This is a genomic window from Parabacteroides leei (assembly GCF_023369805.1).
Lineage (GTDB): Bacteria > Bacteroidota > Bacteroidia > Bacteroidales > Tannerellaceae > Parabacteroides > Parabacteroides leei.
The window spans coordinates 41594-57269 of the sequence record NZ_JAMBQG010000028.1 but is presented as its reverse complement, the minus strand read 5'-3'; the positions used below and the strand labels follow the sequence as shown (position 1 = coordinate 57269).

Here is a 15676-nt window from a genome sequence, read left to right as displayed (position 1 = left end):
CAGAAGGATTGTTTACCAGAATTACGGGGAAAATTAGTGCACTTACAATCCTTCAATATATAAACAAGATTAATAACAAACCCATTGGACAAATTAAATATGCACTAATTTAATTCCGCCAACGGGTTATATCAATACTTTAACGAAACCTTCGGATGTATATGGGACATTTGTCTATCAACCTACATCTGTAACAGAACAAACTTATGAGCCGGTGGCTAATAAAGTTATTCAATCTGTTGCAACGAATTATTCTTATGATAATTATGGAAATCTGTTGGTGCAAACTGCGACTTATGGTAACGGAGATGTACAAAAAGTAACAAATACATATAACAACAACACAACAGACTGGCTTATTGGGCTATTGACCCGAAGTGTGAGTACGAGTACGGTGAATGGTAGTTCACTGACTAATACAGTTGATTATGCTTATAACAATACAACAGGCTTGTTGCAAACACAAACAGTTGAACCGAATCAATCATCATATAAATCCGTAACAACTTATACTTATGATGGGTATGGGAATGTTGCAACAAAAGCCAAAATGGTTGGCAGCACTTCACGTATGGAATCTTATACGTATGAGAAAGGACGTTTTATTAAAACTCATACAGATGTTTTAGGACAAGTGGAGTCTTTTGTTTATGATCCGGTTTCTGGTTTGTTGTCTTCTCAAACGGATATAGCAGGTGACGAGTCGACTTTTACTTATGATGGTTTTGGAAAAATAAAGACGCAGTCTTTGAGTTCTTCATCTGCAAATAAGGTTTCAACGAGTTGGACGTGGACGAATGGTAACCCTTCAAAATCTGTAGTTCTTCGTACAGAAACAACAGGGGACGGTCAAATCATCAAAACCTGGTATGATGTTCTTGGGCGTGAGATTCAGTCTAGTCATAAGAATTTCCAAAATAAGGAAGTTTATACAACAACTGAGTATGATGCATTGGGGCGTACTATAAAAGTTTCCGAACCTTATTTTACGGGGAGTTCTTCGTCTGCAATCCAGTATCATACCAGTCAATATGATAATTATGGCAGAATAAGTAAGTTAGTGACACCTTTGGGTACAATAGCCTATAGTTATTCTGGTAATCAAACAACTATTAATGATGGAACTAAAGGTTATACCACTGTCCGAGAAACTGATACTGCCGGGAAGTTAAAATCTGTAACAGATCCGGGGGGTAAGATAACTTATACCTATGGACCATCGGGTGCTCCGGTTAAAGTTGTCTGTGGTTCAACCTTCTCAACTATGAAGTATGATCTATTAGGACGTCGAACCGAACTAAAAGATCCGAATGCCGGTACAATTACTTATGAATATGATGGTTGGGGTAATCTGAAAAAGCAAACAGATGCCAGAGGTGAAGCGGAAGAATATGTATATGATGGTAGCGGGCGTCTTCAAACGTATAAAAGAGGAGCTGGGGAATCTTTTTCCTATACTTATGATTCTAAATATAAAGGACTGGTGAGTTCAATTGTTTATGGTGGTATGAAAACTACATGTACTTATGGAACTTATGGTCGTTTAGACTCAAAAATAGAAACTGTCGATAACAAATCTTTCCTATTTTCATATAGTTACAATAATAAAGGACAATTGGAAACGATGACTTATCCTAACTCAAAGTCAATTAAATACGAATATACAAACGGTGATCTTTATAAAATTATTTGGCAACCGACTGTGACGACAGTCTGGCAAAAAAGTGATGCAAATGCGAAAGGCCAAATATTGTCGGTAAATTCAGGAAACAGTATACAGAATAATTTTACTTATAACACCATCGGAATACCGACTTCAATTCAGGCAATAAAAGGGACATCGACTCTATTCAATGTAGCTTACCGGGATATTGATTCCCGTGGTAATATTCAAAACAGACATGATTTTTATAAGTCTCAGGGAGAGTATTTTGCATATGACGACATGAACCGACTTACGTCCGGAGTTGAATATGGTGAAAATGGAAACATAACATTTAAATCGGATGCCGGAACATATCAGTATGCAGCAAATCATCCCCATGCGGTTAATAAAGTCTCTCCCGGGAATAATATGGGATTGGCTAATACTAATTTGTCGGTAACATATAACAGTGTTCGTTTGCCAGTTAAGATTACAGAAAACAATAAGGTCTATACGATTTCTTATAATGGAGGAAATAGTCGTATAAAAAGCCAATATGTGGAAAATAATGCGACTGTATTCACAAAATACTATAGTGGTCCTTATGAAGAGATTCAAAAAGGTTCTACAATCCGTAAAAATTATTATATTTACGCCGGTGGAGAAATAGCGGCTGTTTATACGGAAGGTGCATCTGATGCCGGCATGTATTATTTTCATAATGACCATTTAGGTTCTCCCTGGTTGATAACCAATGCTTCAGGTAATGAAGTGCAACGTTTGAACTTTAATGCTTGGGGGCGTAGGCGTGATGCTTCGAACTGGAATAATTATGAGAATCTGCCGGAGATGAAATTTGATCGTGGCTTTACGGGTCATGAACATTTGGAGATGTTTGGTCTGATCAATATGAATGCGCGTTTGTATGATCCGGTGTTAGGTCGTTTCTTAAGCCCTGATCCTATTGTTCAGGTACCAGATTTTACGCAGTCTTATAATGGTTATTCGTATGCGTTGAATAACCCGTTATCGTACAAGGATCCGAATGGTGAAAGTCTTATCCTGGCAGCAGCTATTATTGGTGGATGGATTGGCATGGGAACAGCGATGGTATCCAGTGATAAGAGTGGTTGGGGATTGGCTGGGGATATGTTTAAAGGCTTATTTGTTGGAGCCGCTTCTGGAGCTGCTGGTGCATGGGCTGGTGGAGCTGTTGCGGGTTCGATAACGGCAGGTGGTTTCATAAATGGAAGTCTTTCTGGGCTAGCAGGTGGATTTGGAGGCGGTTTTGTCGGTTGCTCCGGAAATGCTTGGTTATCAGGAGCTGGTTTTGGTGCAGGACTGAAGGCTGGATTTGTAGGAGGCGCATTAAGTGCTGCTTTTAGTGGTTTATCTGGCGGTCTGATACGTGGGTTTACGGATATGGCTAAAGGGTATTCATTTTGGGATGGAAGAACAACCTCTGAGTTTGTAATAGGAAATTCAATAGAAAAGACAGATTATAAAGCAATGGGAGATAATTATAATGATAGTTTTATTGCTGAATTGAATGATGAAAGCTTGAAAACTAGAATTCAAGGAGAGTATAGTATAAAAGAAGGTGATTTAGGCATAGAAAAAATAACAACACGAACAGGAGAAAGGTATGGTATGACTACAAAAGAATCATATGTAAACCTAAAAAACGGACACGAAGTTGCTGGATATGCAGATTTGTCCTCTACAGGGCGTAGTTCAAAAATACATATTTCTCCGAAATACGCAAATGCATTGGATGTAGCTGATTTTAGGGCTGTAGCTGGACATGAGCTGATTCATGCTTACCACCAATATACTTTTGCTGGAGCTTTTGTGAGAGCTTCTTCTGAAAGTGTTGCTTATCGATATTCAGCAAATATTTATTTGAGGGCATCTCAACCTGTAAAGGCATTTCAGTGGATGCAAAATGCTGTTAACCAACGTTTTTTTGGGCACTCCAGTAGTTATGAAATTCCCAATATTTATAGGTTTAGATAATGAAATACAAATTTGTCATACTATTTATGTTTTGTGCAAATCCTTTATTTGCGCAAAGATATGTTTTGGGTGAAAGTAAATTCTTGAACCATTGGACTCAGGAGTATATCGATTGTCGGTTGTATCTTTTGGACAATAAATATACTATGAAATTCTCTTTGATATCAGATGATATAGTTTTTAATATGTTTCCCTTGTATGGGTATGTCCGAAAAGAGGGAAATTTATATTATTTGAAAGATATACCAACTAATGCTGAAATAGTCTTGGAAAAGGATAAGTCAGCTAATTTCAACATAAAAAAGGGCTTTTCATTTATGCAAAAGAAATGTCTTACTTATGAAGACAAAGCTGATAGTGACGATTTTTCTTGGTTTGATATTGATGTTGAATATGATAAAAAGAAGAAAGAGGTTCAATCAATAAGAGATAAACAGTTACCTGATAAACTAAAGTTTGGGTTTGGAGAATATATGAATGGGAATGTTCATGTGTTTCTTGAAGGAAATGGCTCATATACAATTGCATATAAATTTCAAGAGTATTTGATTGTAATTTCAGAAGGAAAATGGGCAACCAGAAATGGTATTTTAAAATTAAGAGATCCATTTCTTAATTATTCGTTTACAATGTTGATAAGCGTGGATAGACAGTTGATTGCGATTGATTTTCCAAATGAATTGAATGAGAAGCGGATATACTCTTTTGTGGAAGGAGGTAATAAATATAAAAAAATAAATTTGCATAAATAGGAAACTGTTTTGATTTTTTTATTTAATCCTCTTGACACATGATTTGTGTCGGAAATGTGAGAATTAAAGAGATTACGACAAAGACAGGACGGATGGGGATGATGACTGATGGAGTATATGTTGATAATGGAGCTGAAGTTGCTGGCTATATAGATATACTACAGGGAAGAGTTTGGTGCATATCTCTCCGCGATATACTTTAGGAAATGTTGTGGATTTTAGAGCGGTTGCTGGTCATGAGTTAAATCATGTATATCATAATTATTTTTTTTTAAGAGCTTATGTGAAAGCTTATTCAGAAACTGTGGCATATAAATATACTGCTAGTGTATACCAAAATGTTGGTAGATATCAGATGGCTTTAGATGTGACAAATATAGCAAAAAGCTTAGGGTATTCAGGGACCTATCCAAGTAGTTATAATTTAGGGAATACGATAAAATCAATGTGGGTCTATTAAATTTATGATTATGTTAAAATCTTTTTGTGACTTAAAAGACACTTTAGTTCAAACGTATGAACTGAAAGATCCTTTTTATGAAAAGAATATTTCATGTTATTTAGAAATGATAAATAATAAGGAGTATTGCATTTATTTTATTATTGGACCAGGTGATGATAGGCTGATTTTATTTCTTTCTTTCGGATCAATGTCTGTGAAGGGGAGCAGTATTCTTTTGAATGACATAAGAAGTAATTCGACTTTAATTCTGGAAAAAAGAGACAATGTTGATCTATTTGTAAAAAAAGGTTTTAAACTAATGCATGGGAAATCTTTTATTCATGTAGGTGGATCAGACTCATTTATACATAAATCTATATTGGATATAAAGGATGAATCAGAAAAAAGGAAGAAGAAAGTAGAGGAGTATTTAAGTTTACTAAATTCAGATCATGTTCCTTTACAATTGGGAGTATATGATAATGGATATGTTTATTTGGATATAAATATAAATTTTAATTTTAAAATCTATTATTTGATAGAAAGAAAAGTTTTTTTGTTATCAGAAGGTAAATGGATAAAAGATGGTAATAAATTGCAATTAAATGATTCTTCTTTGGATTATTCTTTTTTACTCCTAATAGAATCTAAATCATTAATTGCTATTTATTTCCCAAATGAGATAAATGAAAGTGATCAATATTCTTTAGTTAAAAATGGATTGTATGCGTTTATTATGCGATGAGTGTTAATGTTCAGAATATTAGCTTCAGCTTGGATTTAGATAAAATAGAGAATGAAATATATGTATGATAAAAAAGGAATGGTAGAAATACTAAATATGTATGGTGAAGGTTAAGTATATATTAATTGCTGTTTTTTCTATGTATATAGAAACTATATTTGCTCAATATTATGAAATGGGAGAACGTAAGGTTTTGAATACCAAAAACTCTCCAGAGGCTTATTGTGAGTTACATTTGCAGAAAGATAAATATTATATTTTGTTTACGGAAGGTACAGGTGAACTCTCGTCGAGTTTTTTTGTCTCGTATGGGCGAGTACATACAATAGGCAATATGTATTATTTGAAGGATATACCTTGTAATGCCGAAATAGTATTAGAGGCAAATAATGATAAGTCAGAATTTGTTGTAAAGAAAGGTTTTTCTTTTATGGAAAATGAACGGTTTCTATGTAAAGGGGAAACAGATGATACATGTGGGTATGTTGTTGATCTTGAAGTTGAGTGCAAAAATAAGAGAGAACGTGATTTGCATAATAGAAAGAAGAAATCTTCATATCCGATTCCTTTTCGATTAGGTGTATATAAAAATGAATCTATTACTCTGTCTTTAGATAATAACTATCTTTATCAAATTCATTATCATTTGGGTGAGTACTCACCAATAATTTCTGAAGGGAAATGGTCAAAAGAGGGTAACTTATTGAAGTTATATGATTCCTTTTTAGATTATTCGTTTACAGCGTTGATTGACTCCAGCAAAATAACAGTAATTGATTTCCCGAATGATGTTTACCCAAATAAGAACTACTCCCCTATAGAAAGTGAAATGTTGCCAACTCTAGTGGAATAGTCATTTCAATGTAATATGAATAAATTGTATATATATTTATTGTTGTTTAATGTTCAAAATCTACTTTCACAAGAAGTGAAAGTAGATTTATCCCTATCATGGTCTAAGAGTAAATTAAGTGTTTCAGCAGAGTATGATACTATATCACATCCCTATTTGTTTGTGAAGTATTCGAATCTTACACAAGATTCAATTTAGGTATACATTAGATATAAATGAATATACAATGGATATAGGTTATATTGTGGAAGTGTTGTTCCTGATACTTTAAGTGTTGTATTTTAAAATGAATATTAATGAATAATTTGGACGGAATATGAAGTATGTTTTGAGAATATGTGTTGTTTTTATTATTTTGAGTGCTAGGGCTTATGCTCAATCACCTGTTTCTTTTCAAGTAAAGGTGGGAGCAGGTCTTGCGAGCATGTGGGGACAGAACACTGAAGAAAATGCCAAATTCGCTTATAGGGTGGGTGTTGGTATGGAATATGGTTTTAATAAAACCTGGGCGTTACAACCTTCTCTGAATTTTGTATCAAAAGGATCTAAAGAAGATGGAAAAGATTTGGGAAAGGCTACAGTAAATATGCTTTATCTTGAATTGCCTGTTATGTTGTCGGCCCGCTTACATCTTACGAAAACATCTAACCTGGTTATTTCAGGAGGTCCTTATATGGCTTATGGAGTAGGAGGCAAAACATCGGTCGATGTATGGTTACCGATTCCGGGTACTACAGGGATTCAGACAGTTCATAAAGAGTATAAACTCAATACCTTTGGTAGTATAACCGATGGGAATATGGGATGCAAACGTTTTGATGCCGGAGTTGGACTGGGTATTGCCTATGAGTACCGGAGAATTGTAGTGGGCTTGGAAGGACAATTGGGGCTGGTTAAGATACATGACGGATTTTCCGAACTAATAGATATAAAAGAGCTCGAAGATAATGCTCTTAAAAATTTATCAGCGTTCGTAACGGTTGGATATAAGTTTTAAAGAAGTACTGTACAGTGTTGCATATCCAATGTTTTTGTTTAATTTTGTTTACAATAAAGGGGTTGTTGTGAGATATTGAACAGATAGATGGATTTTGAGAATTTTTATATAACATGGTACTCGCGTGTTAAACACTTTGCACGCGACTATGTCCTTTCTGAAGAAGAAGCGGAGAACATTACACAAGATGTTTTTCTTGATTTCTATCAAAAGAGAGATTCGTTGGATTTCCATATAAATGTGATAGCCTATTTGTTTACGTCTGTAAAAAACAGGTGCATTGATTACCTGCGGCGTAAGCTATTGGAGCAGGAAGCAGCTTCGAAGATGCAGGAAGATTTTGACTTGTCCTTCCGCATGAAGTTCGATTCTTTGGAAGCATTTGATATGGACGGGCTTTCGGAGGATAATATAAGGAATATAATAGAAAAGGCACTTAACGCACTTCCCGAACGGTGCCGGGAGATATTCATATTAAGTAAACTGGAAGGAAAAAAGCAGAAAGAGATAGCAGAAGAACTGAATGTGTCTGTAAAAACCATTGAAACACAGATGACTATCGCTTATAAAAAGTTAAGAGAGGAATTAAAAAACTATTTACCACTATTGATGTTTATTTTGTCCTTTTGATAAGGCGTAAAAATTAAAAATATGGCAGAACCTTTTAAAAACATGTATAACGAGCAATTTTTCGATAGATTTACGAAAGATTTGAAACTTGTTATCAAGGATTTTGATGCCCGTGAGTTTGTATCCCAAATAATGGATAATGAATGGGAAAACAGAGAGCTTAAACAACGTTGTATGCACATTACAACAATTCTGAGAAAGTTTTTACCGGCAGATTACAAAGAAGCGATCGCTAAAATACTAGAACTGTTGGATTATGTAAAAAATACACAGCCTGATTTTTCAAAAATTGATGATACGAAGTTTGGCTTAACATTGGAGTATGGTCCGGTTTTAGATAATTATGTAGAACAATACGGATTGGACGATTACGAAACCTCTGTTAAAGCGATAGAAAAAATCACCCAGTTTACAAGTTGTGAATTTTCTGTTCATCCTTTTATTATAAAATATCCGGATGAAATGATGCAGCAAATGTTAGTTTGGTCGAAGCATGAACATTGGGGAGTAAGACGGCTTGCGTCAGAAGGGTGCCGTCCGCGTCTTCCCTGGGCGATGGCTTTGCCGAATTTGAAAGAAAATCCTGCCCCGATCATTCCAATTCTGGAAAACCTTAAAAACGATCCGGCGAGATTTGTGCGCTTGAGTGTTGCCAATAACTTAAATGATATAGCGAAAGATAATCCCCAAACGGTGATTGATTTGGTGAAAAGATGGCAAGGAGAGTCGAAGGAAGTGGATTGGATTATCAAACATGGCTGCCGGACACTCTTAAAACAAGGCAATCAGGAGATGATGGAACTGTTTGGTTTTAATTCTACAGTAAAAAGTATCCGCATTGAGAATTTTCAGATTTCAATACCCCAAGTTAAAGTTGGAGAGTCGTTGGAGTTTAGTTTTAACTTATTGAATAAGAACAATAAAAGAACCAAAATACGACTTGAATACGGAATTTACTACCAAAAAGCGAATGGAACGTTGACAAAGAAAGTCCACAAGATCAGCGAAAAGGAGTACGCCGAAAATTCTACAACACAAATTACTCGAAAACACTCTTTTCGCGTGGTAACAACCAGGAAACTCCATCCCGGACTTCATCAGGTTGCTGTAATAATCAACGGGAATGAGTTTGAAAAGTATGATTTTGAGCTGATTGAATGATAAATACGGCATGTGGTAATTAGTCTTCCGGGGAAAATTGAAAAAATAATCAGATTTCTTTAGGGGGATTTTTTTTTTCTGTTCGTTTACTATATAAAGAACAGTGAATAATGGATGAAAGAATCATAAAATATTGCCAGGGAGTATTACCGAAGCAGGAACAGGATCAGCTTTTAAAAGAAGCTTATAATGATCCTAAGTTGAAATCTCAAATCATAGACTATCAACATTTGCATAGTCTGTTGGAGTTGGTTCCGGAAAAAGCTGATATGCAGCAGGGATCTGAAAGATATGGTAACTTTAAAAGACTTGTGAATTCACGGAAAAGAAAAGTTTGGCTGATCTCGTTCAGCCGGTATGCAGCAATAATTGTGATCGTCTTTGTGTCTGCTTGGATGTTGGCATCTTACTGTTTCTCCGGAGATATCACAAACCGGCAAGAGTTGATCGCTTTTCAGCAGGAATTAGTAGTTCCAGCCGGACAGCGTGCAGAACTTACATTACCTGACGGTACGAAAGTCTGGCTGAATGCTGGTTCTAAATTATCCTATCCTTCTTTTTTCGAAAAGGAACGGAAAGTTTTTTTGTCGGGTGAAGGTTTTTTTGATGTGAGCAAAAATAAAAAGGTACCTTTCATTGTCTCTACCCGGACGATGGATGTCAAAGCTCTGGGAACCCAGTTCAACGTATTCTGCTATCCGGAAAGTAATTATACTGGCGTTTATCTTCAGGAAGGTTCTGTGAAAGCTTACTTTCCCTCTTCCGAGGCTGAAGGTGTGATCCTTTCTCCGGAACAGTATCTTGTTCAAAAAGGAAAACAGTTAGTGCTCTCTACAATGGACCCGGATGAATTATTATGGCGCGAAGGTATTTATACGTTTAAAAGGCAGAAGTTGGGAAGAATCATAGAGAAGTTGGAGTTGTATTATGATGTGAAGATCGTTGTGAAAGATCCGGAAATATTAGATTATGAATATGTCGGGAAGTTCCGTCAAAGGGATGGAGTGATGGAGATTCTTCATCTGATCCAACGGATACATAATTTTAAAATCAAGAAGAATGATGAACTGAACCAGATAATACTGAGTAAATAAAAATAGTATTAACCTTTAAATTTAGTATGTATGAGTCCATGAAGAATTAAAAAAATCGGCAGATATTGGCCTATCTACCGATTTTACGAAAAGTAAAACCATTTGTGTTCAAAAAATTAGTATTTACTTAACAAAGCAAAGATATGAAAATAAATCCTTTGTTACCGCATTTCTTATGTCTAAAAAATCACCAAAAGGCATTCAGAATTATGAAACTATCCTTTTTTATCCTGTTTGTTTTTGTGTGCCAGTTATTTGCATTGAATACTGATGCACAGACTGTTGTTGTCGAATTAAAATCGAATAAACTTTCAATTGAAGAATTGTTTAAGGAAATAGAAAGACAGACTGACTATCTCGTCATATATAGTACGAGTGGTGTTCGTTCAAACTTCGATTTGTCATTAACTAAGAAGAAAGCCAAAGTCTCCGAGTATTTGGATGAAGCATTGAGAGGACATGGTTTGAAATATGAGTTTGTCAATAATTATATCATATTGTCGAAATCAGAAGAGGCTGTTGTCCAACAAAATAGAATTAAGATCGAAGGGACTGTTTATGATCCGGCCGGAGAACCCATCATTGGAGCCAATGTTGTTGAAAAAGGGACAATGAATGGTATTATCACGGATATAGACGGAAAGTTTTTTTTGGATGTCGTTTCCGGTACAACTTTGGTTGTCTCTTATATAGGATATAAAACGGAAGAAGTGGCAGTAGGTAATAAACATAACCTGAGGATAACCCTGAAAGAAGATTCAGAAACATTGGAAGAAGTGGTGGTTGTCGGTTATGGAACACAAAAGAAAGTAAACCTGACAGGAGCTGTTTCACAAGTAACTTCCAAGGTGTTGGAAAATCGTCCGATAACGAATCTGGGACAAGGACTTCAAGGGGTGGTTCCGAACCTAAATATCTCTTTTAACGGAGGCGATCCCAATGCTGAAGTAAGTATGAATATTCGTGGTCTGGCATCTATCAGCGGAGAAGGTAGTTCTCCTTTAGTGATGGTAGATGGTGTTCAGATGAATATGAATATGGTCAATCCGGAAGATGTGGAAAGTGTATCGGTTTTGAAAGATGCTTCTTCTTCGGCTATTTATGGTGCCCGGGGTGCTTTCGGCGTGATTCTGATCACAACGAAAAAGGGGAAAACGGATCGTAAACCGGTGATTGAATATTCCGGAAGTATCCAGTTGAATACACATACTTATTTACCGGATATGCTGAGTGCTCCCGATTATATGGATGCCATGAATGAATCTTCGTTCAATAATACGGGTAAAGACAAATATTCGGCCGAACAGGTACAATGGGTGAAAGATTATTATAATGACCCGGTTAATAATCCGGTTTACCATATGATGGAGAATGGTAAAATTTTCTGGAATTCAAATAATAACAACTATAAACAGATGCTTCAGAAATGGGCTCCTACCCATAAACATACGGTAAATATCAGTGGAGGTAGTAAGGCTATCCGTTTCTATGCTTCAGCAGGTTATATGAACCAGGAAGGGATGTTTAAGGATGCGACCGATATATTTAAGAGGTATAATTTCCTGAGCAATATCTCTGCAGATCTGACTCCTAATTTTCGTGTAGGCTTTAAAGCATCCTATACACATACGGTATATGATGCACCTCATGCTTACTCAACAAAGGGAACTAATTGGTGGGAACAGATGACACGCGGTGAACCGCAGATATTATTCCCGGTCACAACACCTGAAGACAGCCCTGTCGGCGGTGGTATTCCGACGGAGCATTTTTATAATTTCCTGACAAGCGGTTCAAGAAATGTGACAAACAATGACCTGACCCTTTTGATGGGTAATGCGGAATGGGATGTGGTGAAAGGCTTGAAGATTAAAGGTGATTTTAGTTATAGAGCTACTAATGACAGACAGAAAGATGTACAAAAGGAATTTGATTATATCCGCGATTCCTGGACTACCCAAAATAGTGCGACCTTCCCTTCCTCTATCCTCGCTCAGAATGCACGAAGTAACTATTTTGCTGCGAACCTATACGGGGAATATATGACATCGATCAATGAAAAACACAATATTACAGTATTGGCCGGTTTTAATCAGGAATGGGAAACTTACCGGGAAGATTATACCAAACAAGAAGAACTGGTATCAAGTGATATTCCTTCGATCAGCTTGGGTACAGGGAAAGTAACGACAAAAGATAAGGAGTACAGTTGGGCGATTCGTGGTATGTTTATGCGTCTGAAATATGACTATATGAATAAGTATTTGTTTGAAATGAATGGTCGCTATGATGGTACATCTAAGTTCCCGCATAATTCCCGTTATGGTTTCTTCCCTTCCTTCTCTGTCGGATGGCGTATTTCTTCAGAATCTTTTATGGAATCTACACATTCTTGGCTGAATGATTTAAAGGTTAGAGTTAATTACGGTAGTTTGGGGAATCAGAATGTCAAAGGTTATTATCCTTATATTTCCACATTCGAAGTAACGCAGCAGACTCCTTTTATCATTAATGGCTCTTTACCTATTTCCGTTGCTGCTCCCGGAATGGTTTCTCCGGATCTGACATGGGAAACTGTAAAGTCTTTAAATCTGGGTATTGATATAACGGTATTGAATCGTTTAAGTGCAAGCTTTGATTGGTTTAACAGGAAAACTACAAATATGCTGACTGAAGGGGATAAGCTTCCGTCTATTTTAGGAACAGATGTTCCAAGACGTAATAATGCAGATATGAAGACTGCCGGTTGGGAGCTTTCTGTCAATTGGAGGGATCAGCTGGCTAACGGTTTTTCTTATGATTTAGGTTTGATTCTGTCTGACTATCAGAGTGAAATTACCAAGTTTGATAATAATCCGAGTAAGTTATATGATAATTATTATGTAGGAAAAAAGATTGGAGAGATCTGGGGATATGAAACTGTCGGAATCTTCCAGTCGAAAGACGAAGTGGCTGCGGCTGCCAATCAGAGTAAATTAGGTAATGGCGATAAATGGGGACCTGGTGATACACATTATGCAGATTTGAATGGTGACAAAATAATAGATTGGGGTGATAAAACGGTAGATAACCCGGGCGATACGAAGGTGATTGGAAATACGACGCCGCGTTATCAGTTCGGTATAACGGCCAATCTGGGATGGAAAGGTTTTGATTGTAATATCTTTATTCAAGGTATTGGTAAACGTGATTTCTTCCCGATCGGTAGTTATTTCTGGGGACATATTAATAATGCGAATGCTGTCGGTACCTATGAAGTTTATAAAAATGCCTGGAGAGAAGATAACCCGGGAGCATTTTACCCTATGTGGAAAGCTTCTTCAATGAGTTATAATGTAAGAACACAGACTCGTTATTTACAAAGTGGAGCTTACGCACGGTTGAAAAACTTTACAGTTGGATATACGATACCTGCTGAGATCACCCAGAAAGTCAGATTGAACAAAGTTCGTGTTTACTTTTCCGGTCAGAACTTATTCGAGATTACCAATATGCGAGGTAAATTCGATCCTGAGCTTATCGGAAATGTGGATGATGAAAAATCAAAGTCAAATGTAGGCAAAGTGGGTGAATTTTATCCATTGCAGCGTTCAATTTTATTCGGTTTACAATTATCATTATAATTAGAGCAATATGAAATCAATTAAAATATTACTTGCAGGTAGCATCATGTTGGCAACGTTGGTTGCTTGTAATGATGATTTTATGGATCGTTTTCCGACAACAGATATCAGTGATCAGAATTTCTGGCATTCGGCCAGGGATATGGAGTTGTATTGTAATGGTTTATATACTTATATTAAAGGACATGGTACCGGTCACGATAGAAGCCCGATGTTATCCGGTGATAACCAGAGTGATAATATGGCCCCTCAGGATTACGATAAAGTGGCTGCCGGCGAACATATAGTACCGGAAAGTTCTAATGACAATGAATGGAATTGGACTTTTATCCGGAAGTGTAATTATTTCCTGGCCCGTTATCAGCAGGCAGAGATCAGTCAGGAGGAAAAAGATGCGTATGCTGCTGAAGTATATTTCTTTAAAGCCTGGGATTATTTTGAGAAAGTGAAACGATATGGAGATGTACCCTGGTTAACGAAAGACCTTACAACTGAATCGGAGGAGCTTTTTGGGGCAAGGGATTCGCGTGTTGAAGTGATGGATTCTGTGTTAGCTTGCATCGATTGGGCTATTGAAAAGCTACCGGCGAAAAAGAATGCTGTTTCCGGCCGTATCAACAAGGATGTAGCACTGATATTAAAGGCGAGAATCTGTCTGCATGAAGGAACATTCCGTAAATATCATCAGATTGATAATTCAGAAAAGTTCCTGAAGGAGGCTGTAAACATGAGTCAGACTTTAATTAAAGAAGGTCATTACCAGATTTATAACACAAATAATCCGGAGTCTGATTACCGTACGCTTTTCTGTTCTCTGGATTTGAAGGATAATCCGGAAATGATTTATTATAAAGTTTATGAAGAAGGATTGTTAGGTAACAGGACTAGTAACCTTTTGGAAGGGGGAGAATCAACTTTAGGATTTAGTGTGACAAAATCTTTAATTGATGCTTATCTTTGTGAATGTGGAAAACCGATATCTCTTTGTAAAGAACATTTCTTGGGACATGATAGTATTCAGGCTGAAATGTTACATCGTGATCCACGTTTGTGTCAGACGATCTGTTATCCGGGAAAAGATTTGCAACGGGATACGAAGAAACCATCTATTCCTGGTTCAAATATTTCTACAGGAAATATTCCGACCGGTTACCAGATCATAAAATATTGGGTAGACGATCCGGCAGAATATTTACGTTATCAGAACGGTATTCTGGATGCTCCTGTATTCCGTTATGCGGAAGCCTTATTGGTTTATGCGGAAGCGAAGGCGGAATTGGGCGAGTGTACGCAGTCTGATTTGGACCTGTCTGTTAATTTGTTGCGTAAACGCGCAGGTATGCCGGATATGAAAATCGATCAGCTGGTGAAAGACCCGATGTCTGATTTTCCGTCTTTACCAGTGCTGATAGACGAGATCAGAAGGGAAAGACGTGTGGAGTTTGCTTTGGAGAATATGCGGTATGATGATTTGATGAGATGGAAAGCGGGTAAGCTGATGGAAAAAACGGTTCGGGGAATGAAGTTTGTTCAGTCTCAGTATCCGACAGTCGTTATTGGTAAACATATCGATGTGGATAAAGAAGGTTTTATTTTGCCGTATTGGAATATTTTACCGAACGGACGTAAGTTCGATGAATCGAAACATTATTATTTCCCGCTTCCGACAGAAGAATTGGTTATTAATAGAAACTTAAAACAAAATCCAGGTTGGTAAT

At 36.7% G+C, this 15676-nt stretch carries 10 protein-coding genes and 1 pseudogene; all 11 read left to right on the top strand.

Translation table 11 applies throughout. The annotated features are described in order from the left end of the window. A pseudogene (locus tag M1P97_RS24615) lies at window positions 1-113 on the top strand (IS982 family transposase); the annotation flags it as partial. A 101-nt stretch (window positions 114-214) separates the two neighbouring features. Further along, the gene (locus M1P97_RS24610) at window positions 215-3661 is read left to right on the top strand and encodes an RHS repeat domain-containing protein (RefSeq protein WP_249390462.1); all 3447 of its coding nucleotides are present in this window, start codon (window positions 215-217) and stop codon (window positions 3659-3661) included. Then, the gene (locus tag M1P97_RS24605) at window positions 3661-4413 is read left to right on the top strand and encodes a hypothetical protein (RefSeq protein ID WP_195371849.1); all 753 of its coding nucleotides are present in this window, start codon (window positions 3661-3663) and stop codon (window positions 4411-4413) included. The genes M1P97_RS24610 and M1P97_RS24605 overlap by 1 nt, the downstream gene beginning before the upstream one ends. Window positions 4414-4883: 470 nt before the next feature. Next, a complete protein-coding gene (locus M1P97_RS24600) occupies window positions 4884-5600 on the top strand; it encodes a hypothetical protein (RefSeq protein ID WP_195371850.1) in 717 nt (238 codons plus the stop codon). 100 nt (window positions 5601-5700) lie between these two features. Next, entirely contained in the window at window positions 5701-6453 is a 753-nt protein-coding gene (locus M1P97_RS24595; RefSeq protein WP_249390461.1) for a hypothetical protein, read from the top strand. Between the two features lie 316 nt (window positions 6454-6769). Continuing rightward, window positions 6770-7450 carry a porin family protein gene (locus M1P97_RS24590; RefSeq protein WP_249390460.1) on the top strand — a complete coding sequence of 227 codons (681 nt, stop codon included), beginning with the start codon at window positions 6770-6772 and terminating at the stop codon, window positions 7448-7450. Between the two features lie 87 nt (window positions 7451-7537). Continuing rightward, complete coding sequence (locus M1P97_RS24585) at window positions 7538-8080, top strand: RNA polymerase sigma-70 factor (RefSeq protein ID WP_195371853.1); 543 nt, start codon at window positions 7538-7540, stop codon at window positions 8078-8080. A gap of 21 nt (window positions 8081-8101) precedes the next feature. Continuing rightward, the gene (locus M1P97_RS24580) at window positions 8102-9241 is read left to right on the top strand and encodes a DNA alkylation repair protein (protein WP_249390459.1); all 1140 of its coding nucleotides are present in this window, start codon (window positions 8102-8104) and stop codon (window positions 9239-9241) included. 110 nt (window positions 9242-9351) lie between these two features. After that, window positions 9352-10335 carry a FecR family protein gene (locus M1P97_RS24575; RefSeq protein WP_249390458.1) on the top strand — a complete coding sequence of 328 codons (984 nt, stop codon included), beginning with the start codon at window positions 9352-9354 and terminating at the stop codon, window positions 10333-10335. Between the two features lie 209 nt (window positions 10336-10544). Next, on the top strand, window positions 10545-13958 hold the full coding sequence (locus M1P97_RS24570) for a TonB-dependent receptor (RefSeq protein WP_195371856.1): 3414 nt from the start codon (window positions 10545-10547) through the stop codon (window positions 13956-13958). Window positions 13959-13968: 10 nt separating this feature from the next. After that, window positions 13969-15675, top strand: coding sequence for a RagB/SusD family nutrient uptake outer membrane protein (locus tag M1P97_RS24565; RefSeq protein WP_195371857.1), 1707 nt, complete (start codon window positions 13969-13971; stop codon window positions 15673-15675). Window position 15676 lies beyond the last annotated feature (1 nt).